This is a genomic window from Kitasatospora sp. NBC_00374, from assembly GCF_041434935.1.
Classification (GTDB): Bacteria; Actinomycetota; Actinomycetes; order Streptomycetales; family Streptomycetaceae; genus Kitasatospora.
Genome location: NZ_CP107964.1, coordinates 2,267,399 through 2,289,953, shown reverse-complemented (window position 1 = coordinate 2,289,953; position 22,555 = coordinate 2,267,399). Strand labels below are relative to the sequence as shown.

Sequence of the window (22,555 nt, the reverse complement as noted above, 5' to 3'; positions counted from 1 at the left end):
CGGCAGGCCCGTTGGTGCTAGAGGGGGCCCTACGGCGGCCCCCCGGTGGTGAGTCCGGTGCGCTCGGCCAGGACGCCGGCCTGGAAGCGGCTGTCGGCCCGCAGGCTCTCCAGGATGTCGGCGATGTGGCGGCGGCAGGTGCGCAGGGAGACCCCGAGCCGGCGGGCGATCACCTCGTCCTTGGCGCCCTCGGCCAGCATCCGGACCACCGCCCGGTGCACCCCGCTGCCGGCCGGGTCGCGGGGGGCGGTGCGGTGCTGGGCCCGGCAGGGGGTGGCGGTGGCCCAGAGCAGGTCGAGCGCCTGGCAGAGGTAGGCCACCGCGCCGTGGTCGCGGAGCAGGACCGTGCTCGCGCTGCCGTCCGGTTCGCGCCGGGTGAGGAAGGCGGTGCTGCGGTCGATCACCGTGGCGGGCTCGGGGAGTTCGGGCAGGGCGCGGTAGTCGGCGCCGGCGGCGATCAGCCGGTTGATCTGTTCGCGCCGCGGACCCGGCGTCGCGGGTGCGGCCCGGCACAGGGTGCGCAGCCGGGCGCCGCGGGCGAGTGCGGCGAGGCCGGTGCCGGTGGCGTCCGCGGGGCCGTCCTGCGGGAGCCCGCCCGGCGCCACCGTGAACAGCTCCTCCCGGCAGTGCCCGGCCTCCTCGGCGAAGAGCGCGGCGGCCACCACCGGGTCGGTCAGCAGTTCGACCGGATCCCGCCGGGCGGAGCCGTGCCGGGCGGAGCGGTACCGGGGCATCAGCGCCCCGAACTCCTCACGGATCGCCCGCACCTGCTCCGCCGCCCGGGCGATCCCCTCCTCCAGCGGAGCGGTCACCCCGGCCGCGGCCAGCTCCGGACTCATCGGGACGAGTTGGTCCGGCAGCTGGGGGACCGGGCGGAGCAGCCGCAGCCGCAGCAGCACCTCGCAGGCCCGGTCGAACTGCTCGCGGTCCAGCTCGGGCGCCTCCAGGCCGTGCCGCGAGCGGTCGATCCGGCCCCTGGCCAGCGCGAGGTCGAAGAGCCGGACGGCGGCGGGGTCCAGCCGCGGTACGGGATCGGGAGCCGTGACGTCCGGCAACGAGGTACCCCCCGGTCATGGTCGCTGCACGTTGGGGACATGCAGGTTGCTGCCAGATCCGCGTGCTGGACGGTCGGTGGCCCGGCCGGGAGACTGTCATGTGCGCTGATCTTCAAGAGAGTTGACAGTCCGTCACAGCAGCTGACCGTAGGCCGGGCCCGGCTCCGTGGGGAGAGCGGGCCTGCGCAGAACCTGCCACATGGTGAGGTGCCCGGCCAGAGGGCCGGTCGTGCGACCGCCGTTTTCCGGACACCCGACCGGCCGGTCGGCCGGTCCGCCGCTCGGAGTCCGGGAGCGACCGGAGCGCCGAGGAGCCCTGCACCACCGGGACCGACCCACCCCGGCCGATCCGCGCCCGCGGACGGCGCCACCGACCTCGCGAAGGCTGCCCGTATGCCCTCTGCCCAGATCCTGGCACCCGACCCCGCCGAGCGGCTCGCCGTGCGGTCCGCGCTCTTCGACCGGCTGCGGCTCGCCGCCGGAGACCGGCTGGCCGTCGTCCTCGACCGCGGCCGGGCGCCCGAGGCGGCCTGGCTGGCGGCCACCGCCAGGGCCGGCGGGGTCGCGGTCCGGCTGCTGGCCGCGGACGGGTGGAGCCCGGTGCGCACCGGCCGGCAGGTGCTCGCCGCGCTGGCCGGGCTGCGGGGCGACGGGCCGGCGGCGCGTGAGGCCGCCTTCTTCCTGTGCGCCGAACCGCTCGACCACGCCGTGCTCCGGCTGCCGGCCTCCCTGGTGGCGGTCCAACTCCCCGTCCCCGACTGGGAGGAGCCCACGCTGCGGGCCGCCCGGCTGGCCGGCCTGTGCGCCCGCACCACGGCCGCGGCGGCCGTCCGGGTGGGCACCGGCGACGGCGCCGAGCTGCTGCTGCGGCCGTGCGCCGACCGGCCCCCGCGGGTCGAGGACGGCCCGGCCGAGCCCGGCCGGGTCCGCCAGCTGCCCGGCGGCCACCTGCACTGCCCGGTCGGGGCGGCCGACGGGGAGTTCCGCGCGGACGGCCTGATCCGGATCAACCGGCCCACCCGGCTGGGCGGTTCACTGCGGGAGCGGCCCGTCACGGTGGAGCTCTCGGCCGGCCGGGTGACCCGGGTGCGCTGCGCCGACCCCGTCCTGCTGGGCCTGCTGGAACGTGCCGTCACCGTGCACCGGCTGGACCGGCTGACGGCGGTGCGCTGCCGCCCGGTGGGCGGACCGCCGCAGGTCACCCTGCGGCTGTCGGTCGACCCCGGGCACCCGTACTCGACGGCCTCGGCCGGCCTGCGCATCTCCCTGGGCGCGGCCGCGTCCTGGACGACGGAACCCGAGCACCGGGAGGCACCGTGAGCGCCATGACCGCCCTGGTCCCCAGCCGCTACCTGCTGATCGGGGAGCGGCCCTACCGGGACGCCGACGGCGGCGAGGCCTGGTTCGGCTACGCGACCCGCTCGGCCGCACTGATCCGGCTGGACCGTGCGACGGCGGCGGCGCTGCGCTCCGGCGACCCGGACGCGCTGGCCGGCCTCGACCCCGCCGAGCACCGGCGGCTGGCCCGGCTCCGGGCGCTGGTCGGCCGGGGCGAGGACGAACTCGCCGCGGTGACCGGCGGACTGCGGGAGGGGTCTGCCCGCACGTCGTCCCGGTCGGTGACCATCATGCCCACCTCGTACTGCAACATGGCGTGCAGCTACTGCGGCCAGGAGCACGTCAAGGCCGCGCACGACCGGGTGCGGGCCGACCGGACCGCCCGCCGGGTCGAGGCGATGCTGGCCGACCCCGGGGTCGACACGGTGTCCGTCACCTGGTTCGGCGGCGAGCCGCTGCTGGCCCTGCGGGTGATCCGCGAGCTGAGCGCCCGCTTCACCGCCGCCGCCGCCCGGCACGGCAAGACGTACCGCGCCCGGATGGCCACCAACGGCAGCCTGCTCACCGTCCGCACCCTCGCCGAACTCCACCGGGACTGCGCGCTCGACGAGATGGAGCTGACCGTCGACGGCCCCGAGGAGGTGCACGACCGCCGCCGGCTCAGGCGCAACGGCCGCGGCAGCTTCCACCGGACCGTCACCGTGCTCGCCGAGACCCTGGCCCGGGGCGCCGCTCCCGGCCTGCGGATCGGCATCCGGGTCAACATCGACCGCGACAACGAGGACTCCGTCACCGACCTGCTCAACGACCTGGCCTGCCTCGGCCTGGCCCACCCGCAGGTCACCCTGCACCTGATCGCCGTCCACTCCTGGGGCAACGACGTGTCCGAGGTGGAACTGGCGGCCCGCGCCTACGCGCTGCGGGAGGCCGGCTGGCTGCGCACCGCCGAGGCGCTCGGCCTGCACTTCGCGCCGCTGCCCGCCGCGACCGTCCGCACCACCTGCACCGCCACCACCCGCTCCGGCGAGATCGTCGACACCGAGGGCCGGGTCTACTCCTGCTCCGAGCACCCGCTCGTCCCCGGCGCCCGGGACACCGGCGTGGTCGCCCGGGTCGCCGACCTGGCCGGCTCCGCCCGGCGGCCCGCCGGCGCCTTCGACGACTGGTACGACCAGGTGGGCGACGGCGGCGCGCAGTGCTCGCGCTGTCCGATCCTGCCGGTCTGCGGCGGCTCCTGCCCCAAACTCTGGCGGGAGGGCCATCTGCCCTGCCCCAGCGTGAAGTTCAACTGGGCCGAGCGCCTGGACCTGGCCGTCCGGCGGCGCGGCTTCACCCCGTTCGACGCGGACGGCGGCGGCGCCCGGTGAGCGGCGCCGCACCGGCCCGCCGGACCATCCGCTTCGCGCACACCTCGGCCGGCGAGCTGTGCGACCCGGCCGAGCTGGCCGCCCCGGCGCCGGTCAGCCGGTCCTGGGCCTGGGGCGGGGCCACCGGACGCGGCGTACGGGTCTGCGTCGTGGACAGCGGGGTCACCGCCGGACACCCGCAGATCGGCGGCGACGTACGGCAGTTGGCCGCCGTCCGGGCGGCCGAGCCGGCCCCCGACGGCACCCGCCCCTGGTCGGTGGCCGAGGACACCGGCGGCGACGTGGCCGGCCACGGCACCGCGTGTGCGGGGATCGTCCGCTCGCTCGCCCCGGACTGCGAGCTCACCAGCGTCCGCGTCCTCGGCGGGAACCTCCAGGGCAACGGGGACGCCCTGCTGACCGCCCTGGAGTGGGCCGTGGCCGAGCGCTTCGCCCTGATCAACGTCAGTCTCTCCACCCGGCGCGAGCACTTCAAGGAACGGCTGCACGACCTCGCCGACGAGGCCTGGTTCGCCGGCGTGACCCTGATCTCCGCCGCCCACAACAGCCCCGTCGACAGCTACCCGTGGCGCTTCCCCTCGGTCATCTCGGTCGGCGCGCACGCCGTCGCCGACCCCGAGCGGGTGGAGTCCAACCCCCGCCCGCCGGTGGACTTCTTCGCCCTCGGCGTCGACGTGCCCGCGCCCTGGCTCGGCGGCGCCACCCGGCGGGTCTCCGGCAACAGCTTCGCCGCCCCGCACATCACCGGGCTCTGCGCACGCATCCTGCAACGCCACCCGGGCTTCCGCACCCCGCAGCTGCGGCACGTCCTGACGGCCACCGCCGACAACATCGCCCCGAGGAGACCGGAGTGACGTCCGACCAGCTCGACGAGATCCTGCGCTCCACCGTGCGGCTGGCCCGGCTGTCCTTCGCCGCGGCCGCGGCCTCCGTCTTCGTCCGCGACGAGGAGAACGGCACCCTGGTCTTCGAGGCCTCCTCCGGCGTGGGCGAGGACCGGCTGGTCGGCGTGGCCATCCCCGGCGACCACGGCATCGCCGGCTGGGTGGCCAACACCGGCGAGCCGATGGTGGTGCGCGGCGTCGCCGAGGACGCCCGCTTCGACAAGGGCTTCGCCGAGAGCACCGGACTGGTACCCGAAGTGATCATGGCCGTCCCGATGGAGCACCGCGGCGAGATCCTCGGCGTGCTGGAGGTGCTCGACCCGAAGGTCGAGGGCATCGGCGACCTGGACGCGATGGACCTGCTCACCGAACTGGCCAACCAGAGCGCCGCGGTGCTCGCCCTCACCCTCGCCGAACGCCACCGCCCGCCCGGCCGGGCCGACGGCGACCCGCTCGCCCGGATCGCGGCCGCCGCCCGCGAGGCCGGGGGGCCACGCGGCGAAGCCGTCCGGGCGCTGCTGGCGGCCGTCGCCGACCTGCTCCGCACGGACCGGTAGACGGGAGCGGCGGCGTGCACCTGGCGGACCTCCTCACCCTCGGCGCCCGGCCGGCCGCCGGGCTGCTGCTCGCGCTCACCGACCGCTGCCCGCTCGCCTGCGCCCACTGCTCCACCGCCTCCACGATGGCCGCCGCCCAGTCGCCCGGCGAGCCGTTCCGGCGGCTGGTCGACTCCTTCGAGCCCGACTGCCGGCCCGAGCTGATCCTGATGTCCGGCGGCGAACCGCTGCTGCGCCCCGGGCTGGTCGCCGAGCTGACGGCCTCGGCGGCCCGGGTCGGCACCGGCGCAGCGCTGCTGTCCGGGATGTTCTTCGCCCGCGGCGGCGCCGGCCTGCCCCCGGCGGTCCGGCGGGCCGTGGCCGGCCTCGCGCACTTCGCGGCCAGCCTGGACGCCCAGCACGAACGCGAGGTCGGCCGGGCGGAGGTGTTCGGCGCGCTCGCCGCCGTCCTGGACCTCGTCCCCGCGGTCAGCCTGCACATCACCGCGCTGCCCGGCGCCGGGCCCGACCCGTACGTCGACGGCCTGGTGGCCGAGGTCCGGCGGCGGTTCGGCGCGCGGGTGCCGATGCTGGTCAGCGCCGTCCGGCCGACCGGCCGGGCCCGCGGCCTGCTGCCCGCGCCGACGCCCGGCGGGGGAGACCCGGGGCCGTGCGAGTTCGCCCACTGGCCACTGGTCGACCAGGACGGCACCGTCCTCGCCTGCACCCGGCAGAGCCTGCTGCGCGGCGGCGGCCCGGCCCACCTGGTGCTCGGCCATGCCGCCCGCGACCCCTGGCGGACGCTCAGCGGACGCACCCTCGGCGACCCGCTGCTGCGGTCCGTCCGGACCCTCGGCCCGATCGGCACCCGCCGCCGGCACGGCCCGCCCGCCGAACCCGGCTGCGCCCCGGACGCCTGCCGCAACTGCCTCGCACTCACCCCCGCCACCGCCGCGCGCGCCGCCGAGGGCCTCGGCACCCCCGAGGGCCGGCGGATGGAACGGGCCGTCCTGGCACTGACCGCCGCCCGGGCGCCCCGACGGCTCGCGGTCGCCCGCGGCGCGCTCCCCGGCTACGCGGACCTGGTCGAACTGGGGTGGGCCGGATGAGACTCGACCAGGTTCTCGCGCTGCGCCGGACCCCCGGCGCGAGCGTGCTGCTCTACCTGACCGACCGCTGCCCGGTCGGCTGCGCCCACTGCTCCGTCTCCGCCCGCCCCGACAGCCCCGGCCCGGCGGACCTGACGCTGCTCGGCGAGCTCCTGGACGCGCTGGCCGACCGCCCCGGGCTGCGGGCGGTCGCCGTCTCCGGCGGCGAACCCTTCGCCGAGCGACGGGCGTTGACGCTCGCCGTCGACCGGCTGCACGGCGCCGGCCGGGCCGTGGTGCTGTTCACCGCCGGCCACTGGGCCGGGCCCCGGACCCCGCGCTGGATCACCGGCGTGCTGGCGAAGGCCGACACCGTCTTCCTCGGCGTCGACGGCTACCACCTGGCCCGGCTCGGCCAGGTCCGGCTGCGGCGCGCGATCGCCGCCGTGCTCGGGGCCGGCGGCCACCCGGTGCTCCAGGTCATCGACCAGCCCGGACGGCTCGACGCGGCCCGCCGGCTGCTGACCGAGGAACTCGGCCCCGACTGGTCCGCGCGCGCCGAGCTGTACCCGACCCGGCCGCTGGCCGCCGGCCGCGGCGCCGGACTGTTCCCGGCGCCCGAGCCCCGCCCGCTGGGCGAGTTCGGCCCCTGCCTGCCCGCCCGGGCGCCGACCGTCCGCTACGACGGGACGGTCACCGGCTGCTGCAACGAGACGGTCATCACCGGCGGCGGCCCCCGCGCACTGCGCCGCCGGGCCGTCGACGCCGCCGGGCTCGCCGCCGCCCTGGACGGTTACGCCCACGACCCGCTGCTGCGGATCCTCGCCACTGCCGGACCGGCCGCCCTGGCCCCGCTGCCCGGCTTCGCCCACCTCGCCGGCACCGGCCACCGCACCGTGTGCGACGCCTGCTGGGCCGCCCACCGGACGGTCGAGGCCGAGCCCCGGACGGCGGCCCTGCTCGGCCTGCTGGCCCCCGGCGAGCGTCCTGCTGCCGCCGACGGCGAGGAGGTGGCCCGATGCCGGCCGAAACCCTGACCCCCGTACCGGCCGGACTGCGGCTGCGGCTGCTGCTGGACCGGCTGGCGCCCGCCCTCGCGGCGGTCGCGGCCGGGCTCTGGGACGAGGGCTGCCAGGTGGACCGGTACCGGGCCTGGCTGCGCACCAGCCACCAGGTGGTCCGCGCCACCACACCGCTGCTCGCCGAGGCCGTCCAGGAGTGCCTGCGCCGCGAGGACCCGCTCTCGGCCGAACTGGCCCCGTACTTCGCCGTCCAGCTGACCGAGGAGCACGGCCACGACCGCTGGCTGCTCGACGACTACGCGGCCACCGGCGCCGACCCCGCCGAGCTGCTGGCCGCTCCGCCGACCCCGGCCGTGGCCCGGTTCGCCGGGGCGCCCGGGTACTGGATCCGGCACGTCCATCCGCTCGCCCTGCTCGGCCACATCGCCCTGCTGGAGTGGTACCCGCCCCCGGCCGGGGTCGCCGACCGGCTGGCCGCCCGCACCGGGCTGCCCGCCGCGGCGTTCCGCACGCTGGCCGCGCACGCCGCCCTGGACACCGGCCACGGCGGTGCGCTGCGGGCCTTCCTCGACTCGCTCGTGCTCACCGGGGCGCAGCACCGGCTGCTGCTCACCGCCGCCGCGACCAGTGCGGACGGCCTGGTCGACGTCCTCGCCCCGCTGGTCCGACCCGCCCGCCGACACCCCACGGAGGAATCATGGCCGACCCGCACCGGCTCACCGAGCTCGGCTTCGACCTCGACTACGCCAGCGACGAGCAGCTGGCCGTCCTCGACGCCCTGACCGACGAGGAGATCCAACTGCTGCTGGACGTCAAGCGGCGGCTGGACGCGGCCGGCGCGGACGTCGAGGGCCACGGGATCGAGGGGGGTGCCCTGCTGTGGTGAGCGTCCCCGAACCGGTCCCGCCGCCCGGCGGCGACTGTCCCGGCTGCGGCGCCGGCAATCCGCCGGCGGCCCGGTTCTGCATGGCCTGCGGCAGCCCCGTCGGCCGGCCGGCCGCCGCCGGACCGGCCGGCCTGCGGTTCGTCACGGTGACCTTCTGCGACATCTCCGGCTCCACCCGGCTGGCGACCCGTCTCAGCCCCGAGCTCTGGCACCGGGTGCTGGAGCGGTACTTCGGGGCGCTGCGCGGCGCCGTCGAGGCGCACGGCGGCCGGGTGGAGAAGTTCATCGGGGACGCCGTGGTCGGTGTGTTCGGCGCCGACCGTCCGGCCGACGACGACGCGGTACGGGCGGTGCGGGCCGCGCACGAGTCCATGCGGCGGCTCGCCCGGGAGACGGACGCGGACTCGATCGCCCTGGCCGTCAGGTTCGGCATCGCCTCCGGCCAGGTCGTGCTGGCCGACCGGGACTCCTCGTTCGCGATCGGCGCGGTGATGAACCGGGCCGCCCGGCTGCAGGGTGCGGCCCCGCAGGACGGTGCGCTGGCGGACGTCCGGACCTGGCTGCTGGTCCGCGACCAGGTGCGCTGCACCCCGGTCGAGCCGGTGGTGGCCAAGGGCTTCGACACCGCGCTGCAGGCCTGGACGGTCGAACCGGGCGGGCGTCCCGCAGCCGTGCCGCCGCCGTTCGTCAACCAGCGCCGGCTGCTGGACGAGCTGACCGCCGAGCTGGCCGTCCGGCTCGGCCGGCCCGGTGGCTCGGTGCTCGCGGTGGACGGCGAGGTCGGCAGCGGGAAGACCGCCCTGCTGAGGCAGTTGGCGCACTCGGCGCCGGCCGCCGGCGCGCGGGTGGTCCGGCTGGACTGCACCCGCGACGACCGCGCACAGGGGCCCGGCCGGCTGCTGCGCCTGGACGCCGAACTCACCGCGGCCGCCGCGGGACCGCCCGCCCCCGCACCGCCTGGCCCCGCACCGACCGCGCCCGCACCGACCGCAACCCCCGGGGCGATCGCGCCGTCCACCGCCGAACTGCGCTGGCGGATCGGCCGGCGGCTGGCCGGGCTGAGCGCGGACCGGCCACTGCTGCTCCTGGTCGACAACGTCCAGTGGGCGCCCGACGACCTGCTCCAGGTGATCGACGAGGTGCCGCCCGGCTGCGGCCCGGTGCTCTTCGTACTCGCCGGCCGGGAGGTGCCGTCCGGCCTCGTCCGGGCGCCCGCCGCCTTCTCGGTGCCCGCGCTGTCCGCCGAACACAGCCACCGGCTGCTCCACCTGCTGCGCCCGGGCGCCGCCGCTGGCGGCGATCTGGAGCTGCACTGGGCCGGCGCCGGCGCGCTCGTCGCGCGCAGCGGCGGCAACCCGCTCTTCCTCGAACAGCTGGCGGCGCTCGCCGCGGACGGGATCGAGGACCTGGTGGCCCCCTCGGCCAGCGCGGCCCTGGGTGCCCGGATCGAGCGGCTCGGCCGCCCGGCCCGCCGGGTACTCGGCTGCGTCGGGGCCTGGGGTGCGCCGGTGGACACCCGGGAGCTGGCCGCCACCGTCGGCCTGGAGGCGTCCGAACTCGCTGACGGCCTGGCCGAGTTGGAGCTGCGCGGGCTGGCCGCCGGACAGCCGGGCGAGGACGGGCGACTGCGCCTCGACTGCCGCAGCCCGGCCCAGGTGGCGTACGCGCACCTGACGCTGGCGGACCGGGCCGAGCTGCACACGGCGGTGGCCGGGGAGCTGCGCCGGCGGGCCGCCCGTGGGCCCGGGGCGCTGGAGCAGGCCGCCGTCCAGGCCGAACGGGCGCTGGAGTGCGTCCGGGAGCTGCGCCCCGGCTCGCGGCAGGAGGCCGAGGCGGCCGCCCTGGCGGCGGGCTGCCTGGCGGCGGCGGCCCGCCGTGCGGTGAGCCGCTCCGACGTCCGGACGGCCGTCGAACTCGCAACCAGGGCACGAGAGTTGGCCGAGCAGGTGGCAGACGTCGGACTCGGGCTGGAGGCCGCCTCGATCGAGAGCTACGCGCTGGCGGCCTGCGGGCACACCGCACAGGCCCTCGCCCTGATCGACCGGACGGCCGGCCTCGGGCCGGCCTCGGCCAACCCGGCGGCGGCCTTCCAGCTCAGGGCCAACGAGCTGGCCCTGCGCCCGGCGGGACCGGAGGCCGTCCGGGCGGCGCGTCGGCTGGCCGAGCGGTCCGGTGACGGACCGGCACGGGCCCGGCTGCTGCTGCTAGAAGCGCTCGACGCGATCGGCTCCGGCGACTACCGGCAGGGCGAGCGGCTGCTGGCGGACGCGTACGGCGGGGTGGCCGCGAACGGCGCGGTGGCAGGGTACGACGGGGTGGCCGGGTCCGGCAGGGCGGTCGCGGCGGACGTCGGGCTCGGCACCGCGGAGATCTACGCCAACCTGTCGCTCTGCCTGGCGTTCGGGGACAGTCCGGTCCGGGTCGCGCTGGCCCGCTGCGCCGAGCTCCGGGAGAGCGCGGCGGGGGCGCCGGTGCTGCACGCGCTGGTCGGCTGCTCGGCCGCGCTGCTGCACGCCTTCGCCGGCGAGCCCGGCCCGGCCCGCGACCAGCTCGACCAGGCCCGTGAGGTGTTCGCCGGGGTCGGGCACCGGGCCGCCCTGGCGGGGCTGTACCAGTTCCGCAGTGCGGTCGAGGAGTGGGCCGGCGACCCGGTGGGTGCCGCGCACTGGCAGCGTGCCGCGGCCGCGTGCTTCACCGAGGCCGGGGCCGGACCGGCGGCCGACCGCTGCCTCGCCTCGGCCTGGCTGCTGGACCGGCGCGACCCGGCCCCGGCCGAGGGCCCGCCGCCGCCCGGAGCGGGCTGGGAGGCGCGGGTGCTGCACCACCAGGTCGAGGCCGTCCGGTCGGCGGCCCGGGGCGATCCCGGGGCCCGTGCGCAGCTCGGCCGGTCGCTGGCGGTGCTCGACACCGTCCGTGGTGCGGGCGCGCTGCTGCTGCCGCTGACGGCCGCCGCCCGGATCGCCCGGGCGGTGCCCGACGGCGCGGACCTCGCCGGGCGTGCCGACCGCGCCCTGCGGGCCGCACGCGAGGCGAAGGGCGCGGGCCCGGGCCCGCTTCGACATTCGTGAGCGGGAATTCCTCAGTCGGTTTCACCGTGTGTCCGGAGGGCTGTTTCCGCCTGCCATTTTCGGGACGCCGGAATTAATTCCCGGTATTGCCGCGACTGTTGACGCCGGTCCGGCCGGTGAGAACAATTCGAACGGGCCGCAGAAGCGGGCCGAGGTACCGTCAAGGACCCCTGGGAGGGCTCATGTCCAACGAATTCGACCGGAACGAGGCCGAGGAGCTGGCCGCCGCCGCCCGCGAGGCCGAACTCGCCGAGAGCGACGTCGAGGGCCACGCGGCGGACGTCGAGGACGAGGCCGGCTTCACCAACATCAACTTCGGCTGCTCGGCCAACTGACACCGGCCGACCGCTGACCCCCCTTGCCGACGGTCCGTCAGGTGCCGCCGGCAAGGCGTGGGCCGCGCGGCGCGGAAAGCCCGTGCTATTCCGGTGCCCGCGCGCCGAATGGCCGACAGTCGAATGTCAGACCGAGGGGTGGGAAAGGGCGCATGGTCGACCGGAAACACCCCGATGCCCCCCGCTACCGGGCCGCCGAGGTGGCCGTGCTGCGCATTCCGGCACTGCCCGCGGACCGGTATTCCGACCTGCTCGCCGCCTGCCCGGCGGACGACCCGCACTGGCCCGTCACGCACCGCGCCCTGCTGGCCGAGGCCTGGCGGACCTCCCTGGTGGCCACCGCCGTCGAGCACGCGGCACCGGCCCTGGCCCAGGCGCTCACCGGCCCCGGCGGGCCGGCCGATCCGCGGACGGCCCTCGCGCTGGACCGCTGCCTCAACCGGCTCAGCACCCGCCCCACCCCCTTCGGGCTGGCCGCCGCCGTCACCGCCGCGCCCTTCGGGCCCCGCCCCCGGCTGCACCTGGCCGGCCCCGCCCGCCCGGTGGCGCGCCCGGACGCCGCCCTGCGCCGACCCCGGCCCGGCGGCGCCGAGCCCGACGGCCGGACCCTGGTCCAGGTCTCCGACCTGGTACACGCCCCCGACGGACATCCCTGGCGGGAGCCCGCCGGGCCGGGCGCCGCCCACTGGCTGCGCGGCAGCGGGCCGGCCCTGGCGGTGCTGCGCGCCGCCGCCCGCCCCGTCCCGCTCGCCGAGCTCGTCGCCGGACTGGGCCGCCGCTACGGCACCTCCGATCCCGGGCCGGCCCACCGCCTGGTCCGCGAACTGCTCCGCCGGGGCTTCCTGCGCACCGCGGGGCCCGAACCCGCCGCCCCCGGGCCGCTGCTGGGCCTGTGCGAGCGGCTCAACACCGCCGACCCCGCCGAGGCCCTCGACCGGCTCCGGACGGCCCTGCGCACCCGCCCCCGGCCCGCCCTGCACCTGGACGCCGTCGCCCGCCCGGCCGGGCCGCTCGCCCTCGACCGGGCGGTGGCCCGCTACGCCGAACAGGCCGCCGCCGTGCTCGTCCTGATCGGCCGCGGCAGCCGCTACCCGGCGTACCTCGCCCGGGCGGCGGCCGCCTTCGCCGAGCACTACGGTGACCATGCCCGGGTGCCGGCGCTCGAAGCCGTCCACACCCTCACCGACCTGCGGGCCCTGGACGCCGGCGGGCCGGTCGCGCCCGACCACCGCGAGACCCTGCTCGCCACCCTGGTCGTCGAGGCCCTCGCCCACCGCCGGCCGGTCCGCGAACTCGACGACGACCTGCTCGCCCGCCTCGGCGCCGAGCGCCCGATCGACCTGCGGCGTCCGGCCCTGCCCGGCGCCGACATCTGCCTGCGGATCGCCCGCACGCCTGGCGGCGGGATCCGGGCCGCACTCGCCGGACCGGGCGCCGTCCCCGCCGGGGTCGCCTACGGCAGGGCGACCGACCTGCTGGACGAGCCCGCCCGGGCCGCCCTGCGGGCCGCCTTCACGGCGGAGGAGGGCGCCGCCCCCGGACACCGCTTCGTCGAACTGCGCTACCGGCCCGAGGAGGCCGCGGCGGCGAACGTGGCCGCCCGGGAGGTCTGGCGCGCCCGGCAGCTCGCGGTCGACCTGCCGCCCGCGGGCAAGGCGCCGCAACTCGCCCTCGCCGAGGTCCTGGTCGCCGTGAGCGACGGCCGCTTCGAGCTGCGCGAGGCCGCCACCGGTCACCTGCTGCACCTCACCCAGGCCAGCGGGCTGGACCTGCGGCTGGCCCCGCCGGTCTGCCGCTTCCTGCTGGACGCCTCCGCCAACCAGTTCCGCCACCCGGCGCCGTTCGACTGGGGGGCGGCCGGGCGCGGGCCGTTCCAGCCCCGGCTCGAACACCGCGGCCTGGTGGTCTCCCCGGCCCGCTGGCGTCCCGACCGCCGCGAGCTGGGAGACTGCTCGGCCCGGCAGGTCCGGGCCTGGGCCGACCGCTGGCTGGCCCCTCGCCACCTCCACCTGGTGCGCACGGGACGGCAGTTGCTGCTGGACCTGGACAGCGCCGTCTCGCTCGCCCACCTGCGGCACGCCCTGGACCGCGCCGGCGACGCCCGGCTGCTGCTGGAGGAAGCCGTCCCCGCCCCCGGCGGCGAACCCGTCACCGGCGCCGACGGCGGGCGCCACGCCCTCGAAGCGGTGGTCCCCGTGACCCTGCTGCCCGCCGCCGTGACTGCCGCCGCAACCGCACCCGCACCCGCCGCCGCGCCGTCCGTCCGGCCCGGCCGGCCCGCGCCGGACTGGCTCTCCCTCCACCTCCACCTCCGCGCACCCTGGCAGGACGCCCTGCTGGCCGACCTGACGGCCCGCCTGCCCCGGTCGCACCTGTTCTTCGTCCGCTACGCCGACCCGGTCGAGCACCTGCGGGTCAGGGTCCGCCGAGAGCCCGGCCGGCTGGACGAACTGCTCGACTGGGCCCGGGAGTGCGCCCACCGGCTGCCTCTGCACGAGGTCGTCGTCCGCGGCTACCGGCCGGAGACCGACCGCTACGGCGGCCCCGAACTGATCGGCGCCGCCGAGCGGTTGTTCTGCGCCGACTCCGCGGCCGTCGCCGCCCTGCTCACCACCGAGCCGGCCCGCCGGCCCCCGCCCGGCCTGCCGCCGGCCGCGCTCGCGGCCCTCACCCTCGACCGGATCGCCGCCCTGCTCCTGCCCGACCTCCGCGAGCGGCGGGCCCTCGCGGCCGCCGTGGCCGACACCCGCGACGGCTCCCACGAGCACCGCGCCCACGGCCGGGACCTGTGGCGGCTGCGCGCCGGGGGCAGCCCCGGGCCGGACCTGGTCGCCGCCCACTGGGCGCCGCCCGCGGCCGAGTACCGGCGCCTGCTGGCCGAGCACTGGCCGGGCCCGGAGGGTGCGCAGCGCCGCCGACACGCCGTGGCCTCCCTGCTCCACCTGCACGCCAACCGGCTGGGCCTGGACCGGGCCCGTGAGCGCACCGCCCTCGGCCTGTGGCGCCGCCTGCTCGACCGCCAGAGCGCCACCACGGCCACCACCCGCACGACTGCCACCACCCGCACGACTGCCACCGCCCGAACCGGCACGACCCTCGACCGCCCGTCAGGAACCCCGAAGGAGGCCGCGCTGTGACAGCACCGGCACCGAACTGGCTCGGCTTCCTCTCCGACGAGGAACGAGTCCCCCAGAACGAGTCCGCCGCCGTCGACCGGGCCCTCGGGCTGCTGTCCCGGCCCGCCGACGACGACCCCGAACCGCTCTTCGTGGCGGCCAACCTGATCGCCCTGGTGCACTTCCGGCTCGGCCGTCCCGAACACGCCCGGGCCCTGTGCCGGGCGGAGACCGCGTACGCGCGCAGCCGCGTCCACGACGGCCGCGGCCCGCACACCGCCAAGGTCGCCGCGCTCGCCCTTCAGCCGCAGGTCAACCTGGTCCGGATCGAGGGGTACGCCGGCGGGCTCGACCGGGCGCTGGCCGGGCTGGCCGCCCTGGAGCGGATCGCCGACGGCCAGCGGGTGCAGACCCAGGACATCGACTGGTGGCCCGAGGACCTCGCGGACGACCCGGCCCTGGCCCGCCGGATCAGGGCGCTGGCCCGCAACATCCGGGTCAGCGACACCTGCCGGATCCTGCACCGCCGGGCCCGGCCCGACCTGTTGGCGCCCGCCGCCGCCCGGTTCGCCGAACGCTGGCCCACCCTGGTCGCGCACGGCATCCAGCACGCCGCCGAGACCCCCTGGCTGCTCGGCGCCGAGACCGCCGGGCCCCCCGGGCCGGCCGCCCTCACCGACCCGGACCCGATGGCCCGCCGCCTCGCGGTGGTCCGCACCCTGCACCTGGCCGCGCACGCGGCCGAGCACGGCCGGCCGCAGCAGGCGGCCGAACTCGCCGAGTCCCTGGTCGAACCGGTCGGCAGCCTGCCCGGCCCCTGGGCCTCCCCGCTGACGGTGCCGCGCTGGTGGGCCGTCCTCGGCGCCACCCTGCAGCGGGCCGGCCGGGAGCGGCAGGGCCGGATCCTGCTGCGCGCCGCGCTCGCCGAGGCCCGGGGCGACGCGCCGCTGGTCCGCGGTGTCCTGCTCCGGCTCGGCGAACCGGCCCCGCCCCGCCCGGGGGAGCCCGCGCGGCTGGCCGAGGTCACCCATCGGCTGCACGCCGCGCTGGCCTCCAGCCGCAGCCGGGCGGGGGTGTGAGGACGGTGGCCGGCAGCGTGGCCCGCCTGGTCGGCGACCCCGACCGGCTCAGGGAGCACTGGGAGGACGAACCGTTCGTCGCCGTGGCCCTGGGCTCCTTCTCCGACGTCTTCGACGCCCGCACCGCCGAGCGGCTGATCCACACCACCGGTCTGCCGGTGCCGTCGGTCCGGCTCTTCCGGGACGGCGAGGAGGTGCCCGCCGCCCGGGTCGGCCGCGGCCGGGAACGGTCCGCCGGCCGCCGCGAGCTGCTGGTGGACGGCCGCGCGGTGGAGCGCGAGGTCGCCGCCGGTGCCACGCTCGTCCTGGAGGAGTTGCAGACCTACTGCCCCCAGGTCGCCGCGTTCTGCCGGGAGTTGACGGACGAGACCGGCTTCGCCACCTACTGCGCGGCCTTCCTCACCCCGGCCGGTGCGCGCGGCGTCGCCCCGCACTACGACACGGCCGGCGTGCTGGTGCGCCAGGTGCACGGTTCCAAACGCTGGCGGGTCTCCCGGCCGCCGGAGCGCTGGCCGGTCCGCGAGTGGTCGGCGGCCCGGCCCGGCCCGGAGCCCGATCCACTGCTGGACGTGGTCCTGCGGGCGGGCGAGTGCCTGTACATCCCGCGCGGCTTCGTCCACGTCGGGGACGCCACCGAGGAGGCGTCCGTCCATCTGTCGGTGGCGCTGCGCCCGGTCACCTGGGGCGCGGTGCTGCGCCCGCTGGTGGACCGGGTGCTGGCCGCCGAGGCGTTCCGCGAGTGCCTGCCGTACGGCTTCCACCGGCTCGAACCAGAGGAGTTCGAGCGGCAGTTGACCGAGCGGGCGGCCGAGCTCAGGAGACGGCTGGCGGCGGCGCCGGCCGCGGCCGACGCCAAGGAGACGGCCGACCGGATCCGGCCGGCCCGGCCGCGGTCCGTCCCCACCGGCGGCGGCTCCCTGCTGCGCGCCCTCACCCACTCGGGGCCGCCCCGCCCGGCCCCGCACCGCCCGAGGGAGGCGAGATGACCGACACCGTGCCGGCCCAGGCTCCACCGAAGCAGGCCGACGGCCTGCGGCACAACCGCAACTGGCATCGGCTCTGGCTCGGCCAGGCGGTCTCGGTGGTCGGCGACTTCGTCTTCGACACCACTGTCGTGCTCTGGGTCGGCACGGTGCTCGCCAAGGGGCAGAGCTGGGCGCCGGCGGCGGTCAGCGGTGTGCTGCTGGCGGCGGCCGTGCCGACCCTGCTGGTCGGGCCGGTGGCCGGGGTGTTCGTGGACCGGTGGGACCGGCGGCGGCTGATGCTCGCCACCGACGCGCTGCGGGCCACCGTGATCCTGGCCCTGCTGCTGGTGCCGCTCGCGGGCGACCGGCTGCCCACCGGAGTCGCCCTCGCCCTGGTCTACGCCGCGGTCGCGGTCTGCGCGGGCGCCGGGCAGTTCTTCAACCCGGCCCGGCTGGCGGTGATCGGCGCGACCGTCCCCAAGGCGGACCGCACCCGGGCGTTCAGCCTCACCTCCGCGACCGGCAGCGCGGCGGGCATCATCGGCCCGCCGCTGGCGGCGCCGCTGCTGTTCACCGCCGGAGTGCAGTGGGCCCTGGTGGCCAACGCCTGCTCGTTCGTGCTGTCCTTCCTGCTGATCAGGTCGCTGGTGGTGGCGCCCACCGAGCGCCCGGCGGACCGGGGGCCGTCCACCTTCCGGGCCGACTTCCGGGAGGGCATCAGCTTCTTCGTGCACAACCGCGTCCTGATGGCCCTGCTCGGCTCGGTGTGCGTGTACACCCTCGGTGTCGGCGCGCTCAATGTGCTGGACGTCTTCTTCGTCACCGACAACCTGCACTCCGCGGCCTCCTGGCTGGGCACCCTGGGCGCCGGGTTCGCGGTCGGGACGCTGCTCGGCGGGCTGCTGGCGGGCGCGGTCTCCGGCAAGCTGAGCGACCACCGGATCTACTGGCTCTGCCTGGTGCTGACCGGCGCCGGGGTCGTCCTCTACTCCCGGCTCACCGCACTGCCGCTCGCCCTGGTGGTGCTCGCCCTGATCGGCCTGCCGGTGGGCGCGGTGAACGTGGTGGTGGGCCCGTTGCTGCTGGGCGTCACCCCGCAGCACCTGCTCGGCCGGGTGGTCACGGTGATCGGCCCGGTGCAGCAGCTCGCCGCGATCTCCACGATGGCGCTGGCGGGATTCCTGGCCAGTACCGCGCTGCGCGGGCTGGACACCGAGGTCGCGGGGGTGCACTTCGGCCGGATCGACACGGTCCTCGCGGTCGGCGGTCTGTTCATGATCGCCGGCGGGGTCTGGGCGGCCCGCCGCCTGCGGCCGGCCGAACCCGTCGAGGAGTCGTAGGTGCCGCACTTTGCGAACCCATGGCGCAATCTTGCGCACCGGCAGACTCGCCGTCAGTCGCTCGTTCACCGAACGTCCGTGCACGCGCCACCGCGCGGTGCGAATCTCTCCGCCATGGATATCCCCCGCATGGGCGTGCCCGAGAAGCTCGCCGACCGGATGAGCATGGCCGAGCAGCACGAGTACCTGCGCAGCACGCTCTCCCGCCGCAAGCTGCTGCGTTCCAGCGCCGTCACGGTCGGCGTGCTCGCCGTCGGCGGTGCGCTCGGCTCCGGCACGGCGTACGCCGATCCGGCCGCGCCGGTCCGCAGCACCACCGACGGCATCGACGGCGCCCTGGTGGCGCCGATCGGCCGTCACCTCGCCTTCGGCGCCGAGCCGGACCGCCAGTTCCGGATCTCCTGGCAGGTCCCGGCCCCGGTGAAGAAGCCGTTCCTGCGGTACGGCCGGCACCCGTGGGACCTCGGGCACAAGGTCGAGGCCGAGGTGCGGGCGCTGCACACCCCCGCCCTCACCCCGACCGGCACGCCCGTCGACCAGTACTACCTGCACGTCGAGCTGGACCACCTGGACGCCGACACCACCTACTACTACGGCGTCGGCCACCAGGGCTTCGACCCGGCCTCGCACCAGGCCGTCTCGACCCTGAGCACCTTCCGCACCGCCCCGGCCCGGTCCTGGCGGCGCGGCCGCCCGTTCGCGCCGTTCACCTTCACCGCCTTCGGCGACCAGGGCGTCAGCGCCCACGCGGCCGGCAACGACCACATCATCCTGGCCCAGAAGCCGGCCTTCCACCTGCACGCCGGCGACATCTGCTACGCCGACCCGGCCGGTTCCGGCCAGGACTCCGACAAGGCCGTCTACGACGCCACCACCTGGGACCGCTTCCTGGCCCAGACCGAGACGGTCGCCGCCAAGGTCCCGTGGATGGTCTCGTACGGCAACCACGACATGGAGGCCTGGTACTCGCCCAACGGCTACGGCGGCGAGTCCTCCCGCTTCCTCCTCCCGCGCAACGGCCCGGACCCGCGTACCGCCCCCGGCGTCTACTCCTTCACGTACGGCAACGTCGGCGTCATCTCGCTGGACGCCAACGACGTCTCGTACGAGATCCCCGCCAACCTCGGCATCACCGCGGGCCGGCAGACCGCCTGGCTGGACCGCAGACTGCACGAGCTGCGCCAGGACGACACCGTCGACTTCGTCGTGGTCTTCTTCCACCACTGCGCCTTCTCCACCACCCACCAGCACGCCTCCGAGGGCGGTGTCCGGGAGGCCTGGGTACCGCTGTTCGAGAAGTACCGGGTGGACCTGGTGATCAACGGTCACAACCACGTCTACGAGCGGACCGACGCGATCCTCGGCAACAAGGTCTCCAAGGCGGTGCCCAGCGGCGCCACCGTCGAGCCCGCCAAGGACGGCGTGGTCTACGTGACGGCCGGCGCGGCCGGCCGCAGCCTGTACTTCTTCGACGCGCCCGACAGCTACGAGGGCCACGAGAAGCGGGTCGACTCGATCGCCACGTACCACTTCGCCAAGGGCGGCACCAAGGTCGCCGAGACCGTCGAGTGGTCCCGGGTCCGCTACACCGGCTACTCCTTCATCAAGGTGGACGTGGTGCCCGCCCACCCGGGCCGCACCGCGACCATGAAGGTCACCGCGCTGGCCGAGGACGGCACCCAGGTCGACCACTACACCATCGCCCGCCGGGCGGGGGAGTGCGGCGGCCACTGACCCGGCCCGCCGGCGGTCCGCGCCCCGCCGCCACGGGGCGCGGGCCGGGTGGTCAGTCGCCCGCGATCCGGGGGAACAGCGGCCCGGGGGCGGGCAGCAGGCCGTCCACCGCGGTGCAGCGCCCGGCGATCAGGGCGGCGGCGTCCGGCAGGAACGGCGCCAGCTCCCGGCCCAGCGTCCGGCAGGCGTGCAGCAGTTCGCCGAGGGCGGTGTCCAGCCGCGCGCCGGCCGCCGGGTCACCGGCCCGTTCGGCCCGGGCGAGTTCCCAGGGCCGGGTCTCGTCGATGGTCCGGTTGGCCTCCTCGACCACCGTCCACACCGCGGCGGCGGCCCGGCGGAAGTCGTGCCCGGCCAGGGCGGCGTCGACCAGCCCGGGCGCGCGCCGGCACACCTCGGACAGCCGCCCGCCGGCCGTGGCGCCGCCCGCACCGCCGGCCGGCTCCCGCCCGTCCCGGAAGCGGTGGACCATCGTCACCACCCGGTTGACCAGGTTGCCGAAGCCGCCCGCCAGGTCGGCGTCGGCCCGGGCGACCAGCCGGTCGGCGGTGAAGTCCGCGTCGCCGACCCGGGGCACCTCGCGCAGCAGCCACCAGCGCACCGCGTCGGTGCCGTACGCGGCGACCAGCCCGGTCGGGTCGACGGTGGTGCCCGCCGACTTGCTGATCTTGCGGCCGTCCACGGTCAGGTAGTCGTGCACCAGCACATCGGTCGGCAGCGGGAGCCCGGCGGACAGCAGCATGGCCGGCCAGTACACCGCGTGGAAGCGCAGCACGCCCTTGCCCACCAGGTGCACCCGCTGCCCGTCGCCGCCCCACCAGCGCTCGAACTCCGGTGCGCCCGAGCCGAGTCCGAGGCTGGTGACGTAGTTGCCCAGGGCGTCCCACCAGACGTAGACCACCTGCTCCGGATCGCCCGGGACGGGGATGCCCCAGCCGCGGGCCCGGGTGTGCGAGCGGGAGATCGAGAAGTCGTGCAGACCGCCGTCGATCAGGCCGAGCACCTCGTTGCGCCGGGCGGCCGGTTCGATCCGCAGCCGGCCGTCGGCGATCAGTTCGCGCAGCGTGTCGGCGTACCGGGACAGCCGGAAGAACCAGTTCTCCTCCGCGACGGCCCGGGGCTCGGTGCCGTGCTCGGCGCACCGGCCGTCGACCAGTTCGGCAGGCGTGTAGAACTGCTCGCAGCCGACGCAGTACAGGCCCTCGTAGTGCTTGCGGTAGAGGTCGCCGGAGGCCTCGCAGCGGCGCCAGAGCTCCTCCACCCCGGCCCGGTGCCGGGGGTCGCGGCTGGTGCGGACGAAGTCGTCGAAGGAGAGCGCCAGCGGCTCGCGCAGCGCGGCGAAGGCGTCCGCGTTGCGGTCCACGAAGCTCTGGACGTCCGTTCCCTCGGCCTCGGCGGCCAGCACGTTCTTGAGCGAGTTGTCGTCCGTCCCACTGAGGAAGCGGACCTCGTCGCCGCGGCCGCGGCGGTGCCGTGCCAGCACGTCCGCCTGCACCAGCTCCAGCGCGAAGCCGAGATGGGGACGGGCGTTGACGTACGGGATGGTGGTGGTGACGTAGTAGCGCGGGCGGGTCATCGGAAACCTCCTGCCGTGCGGCGGGGCTCCGGTCACGAACGCGGACGAGGCCCCGACTCGGGGCCTCGGAAACGTGGGTACGTCCGGTGTCAGCAGCCCCTGTCGCGGGGCATCATGGGGAACCGGTACGTGGTCATGGGGTGATGTTAGCCCACGGGTGGGGCGGCGGCCGTGCGATTTCCGTCCGCCGGGCGGGCCGGTGCGGTGCGGTGCCTGGTCCTGGCAGGGCCAGGCACCGCACCGGCGGATCGGCGAGAATCGGGCCATGACCGCCACCACCGCGCTGAGCGACTTCCTGCGTTCCCGCCGCGCCCGGCTCCTGCCCCAGGACCTGGGCCTGCCCGTCGTCGGCCGGCGCAGGGTGGCGGGCCTGCGTCGCGAGGAGATCGCCGAACTCGCCGGCGTCAGCGTCGACTACTACACGCGGATGGAACAGGGCCGCGTCCGCAACGCCTCGCCCGCGGTGCTCGGCGCACTCGCCCGCGCGCTGCGCCTGGACGAGGACGAGACCCGGCATCTGCACCGGATCGCCCGCCCCGCCGGCACCCCCCGCGGGCCGCGGCCGGGCGCGGAACGCCCGCAGCGCGTGCGGCCGATGCTCCGGACCCTTCTGCGGTCGCTCCCGGACCTGCCCTCGCTGGTGATGGGACGGCGGATGGAGGTGCTGGCCTGGAACCGGGCGGCGAGCGCCCTGCTCGGCGACTTCGACGCGATGGACCCGGCGGCGCGCAACATCGCCAGGATCACCTTCCTGCGCCCCGAATCCCGCTCCCTGTACGCCGACTGGGGGACCTGCGCACGGGAGAACGTCGCCTACCTGAGCCTGGAGGCCGGCCGCCACCCCGACGATCCCGGGCTGCGCGAGCTGATCGGCGAACTCGTCGTGAAGAGCCGGGAGTTCCGCAGCTGGTGGGCCGAACACCCGGTGCAGGACAAGACCTCCGGGCTGAAGCGGTTCCACCACCCGGTGGTCGGCGGCCTCGAACTGACCTACGAGACCCTGCGGGCCGCCGACGACCCGACCCAGGCACTGATCACCTACGCCGCCGAGCCCGGCAGCCCCTCCGAGGACGCCCTGCGGCTGCTGCTCGCCTGGACGGCGGCCCCGGAGGCCTCGCCCGGGCGCACCGTCCGCACCGCCGCCCGGCTGCCGGAGGACCGCGTCTGAG

At 76.8% G+C, this 22,555-nt stretch carries 18 protein-coding genes; 16 read left to right on the top strand and 2 right to left on the bottom strand.

Annotated elements, in window-relative coordinates:
* Positions 1–29 precede the first annotated feature (29 nt).
* On the bottom strand, positions 30–1,055 hold the full coding sequence (locus OG871_RS10250; protein ID WP_371496130.1) for a LuxR C-terminal-related transcriptional regulator: 1,026 nt from the start codon (positions 1,053–1,055) through the stop codon (positions 30–32).
* 393 nt (positions 1,056–1,448) lie between these two features.
* On the opposite strand from OG871_RS10250, the gene OG871_RS10245 reads away from it, so the two are divergent.
* The 15 genes from OG871_RS10245 to OG871_RS10175 all read left to right on the top strand — a co-directional run bounded on the left by OG871_RS10245 (position 1,449) and on the right by OG871_RS10175 (position 19,813).
* The gene (locus OG871_RS10245) at positions 1,449–2,375 is read left to right on the top strand and encodes a hypothetical protein (RefSeq protein ID WP_371496128.1); all 927 of its coding nucleotides are present in this window, start codon (positions 1,449–1,451) and stop codon (positions 2,373–2,375) included.
* Between the two features lie 5 nt (positions 2,376–2,380).
* Positions 2,381–3,760, top strand: a complete 1,380-nt coding sequence (locus OG871_RS10240) for a radical SAM protein (RefSeq protein ID WP_371503265.1) — start codon at positions 2,381–2,383, stop codon at positions 3,758–3,760.
* On the top strand, positions 3,757–4,614 hold the full coding sequence (locus OG871_RS10235) for a S8 family serine peptidase (protein ID WP_371496126.1): 858 nt from the start codon (positions 3,757–3,759) through the stop codon (positions 4,612–4,614). Before OG871_RS10240 ends, OG871_RS10235 begins: the two co-directional genes overlap by 4 nt.
* Positions 4,611–5,201, top strand: coding sequence for a GAF domain-containing protein (locus OG871_RS10230; RefSeq protein WP_371496124.1), 591 nt, complete (start codon positions 4,611–4,613; stop codon positions 5,199–5,201). The genes OG871_RS10235 and OG871_RS10230 overlap by 4 nt, the downstream gene beginning before the upstream one ends.
* Positions 5,202–5,215: 14 nt before the next feature.
* Entirely contained in the window at positions 5,216–6,289 is a 1,074-nt protein-coding gene (locus tag OG871_RS10225) for a radical SAM protein (RefSeq protein WP_371496122.1), read from the top strand.
* Entirely contained in the window at positions 6,286–7,305 is a 1,020-nt protein-coding gene (locus OG871_RS10220) for a hypothetical protein (RefSeq protein WP_371496120.1), read from the top strand. Before OG871_RS10225 ends, OG871_RS10220 begins: the two co-directional genes overlap by 4 nt.
* Entirely contained in the window at positions 7,287–8,072 is a 786-nt protein-coding gene (locus OG871_RS10215) for an iron-containing redox enzyme family protein (protein ID WP_371496118.1), read from the top strand. The genes OG871_RS10220 and OG871_RS10215 overlap by 19 nt, the downstream gene beginning before the upstream one ends.
* Positions 7,988–8,176: an aroma-sacti cluster domain-containing protein gene (locus tag OG871_RS10210; protein ID WP_371496116.1), complete on the top strand. Its 189-nt coding sequence runs from the start codon at positions 7,988–7,990 to the stop codon at positions 8,174–8,176. The genes OG871_RS10215 and OG871_RS10210 overlap by 85 nt, the downstream gene beginning before the upstream one ends.
* Positions 8,173–11,244, top strand: a complete 3,072-nt coding sequence (locus OG871_RS10205) for an AAA family ATPase (RefSeq protein WP_371496114.1) — start codon at positions 8,173–8,175, stop codon at positions 11,242–11,244. The genes OG871_RS10210 and OG871_RS10205 overlap by 4 nt, the downstream gene beginning before the upstream one ends.
* Before the next feature lie 182 nt (positions 11,245–11,426).
* Positions 11,427–11,579 (top strand): hypothetical protein, encoded by a 153-nt coding sequence (locus tag OG871_RS10200; RefSeq protein ID WP_371496112.1) that lies wholly within the window; start codon positions 11,427–11,429, stop codon positions 11,577–11,579.
* A 152-nt stretch (positions 11,580–11,731) separates the two neighbouring features.
* Positions 11,732–14,716: a thiopeptide-type bacteriocin biosynthesis protein gene (locus OG871_RS10195; protein WP_371496111.1), complete on the top strand. Its 2,985-nt coding sequence runs from the start codon at positions 11,732–11,734 to the stop codon at positions 14,714–14,716.
* Entirely contained in the window at positions 14,713–15,774 is a 1,062-nt protein-coding gene (locus OG871_RS10190) for a hypothetical protein (RefSeq protein WP_371496110.1), read from the top strand. The genes OG871_RS10195 and OG871_RS10190 overlap by 4 nt, the downstream gene beginning before the upstream one ends.
* Before the next feature lie 5 nt (positions 15,775–15,779).
* Complete coding sequence (locus OG871_RS10185; protein ID WP_371496108.1) at positions 15,780–16,760, top strand: JmjC domain-containing protein; 981 nt, start codon at positions 15,780–15,782, stop codon at positions 16,758–16,760.
* The gene (locus OG871_RS10180) at positions 16,757–18,079 is read left to right on the top strand and encodes an MFS transporter (RefSeq protein ID WP_371496106.1); all 1,323 of its coding nucleotides are present in this window, start codon (positions 16,757–16,759) and stop codon (positions 18,077–18,079) included. Before OG871_RS10185 ends, OG871_RS10180 begins: the two co-directional genes overlap by 4 nt.
* Before the next feature lie 114 nt (positions 18,080–18,193).
* Positions 18,194–19,813: a purple acid phosphatase family protein gene (locus OG871_RS10175; protein WP_371496104.1), complete on the top strand. Its 1,620-nt coding sequence runs from the start codon at positions 18,194–18,196 to the stop codon at positions 19,811–19,813.
* A 52-nt stretch (positions 19,814–19,865) separates the two neighbouring features.
* Here the strand turns inward: OG871_RS10175 and metG are convergent, their stop codons facing one another.
* Positions 19,866–21,386, bottom strand: coding sequence for a methionine--tRNA ligase (gene metG, locus OG871_RS10170; protein WP_371496102.1), 1,521 nt, complete (start codon positions 21,384–21,386; stop codon positions 19,866–19,868).
* Positions 21,387–21,651: 265 nt separating this feature from the next.
* Between metG and OG871_RS10165 the strand changes: the two genes are divergently transcribed.
* Positions 21,652–22,554: a helix-turn-helix transcriptional regulator gene (locus tag OG871_RS10165; RefSeq protein ID WP_371496101.1), complete on the top strand. Its 903-nt coding sequence runs from the start codon at positions 21,652–21,654 to the stop codon at positions 22,552–22,554.
* Position 22,555: the final 1 nt, after the last annotated feature.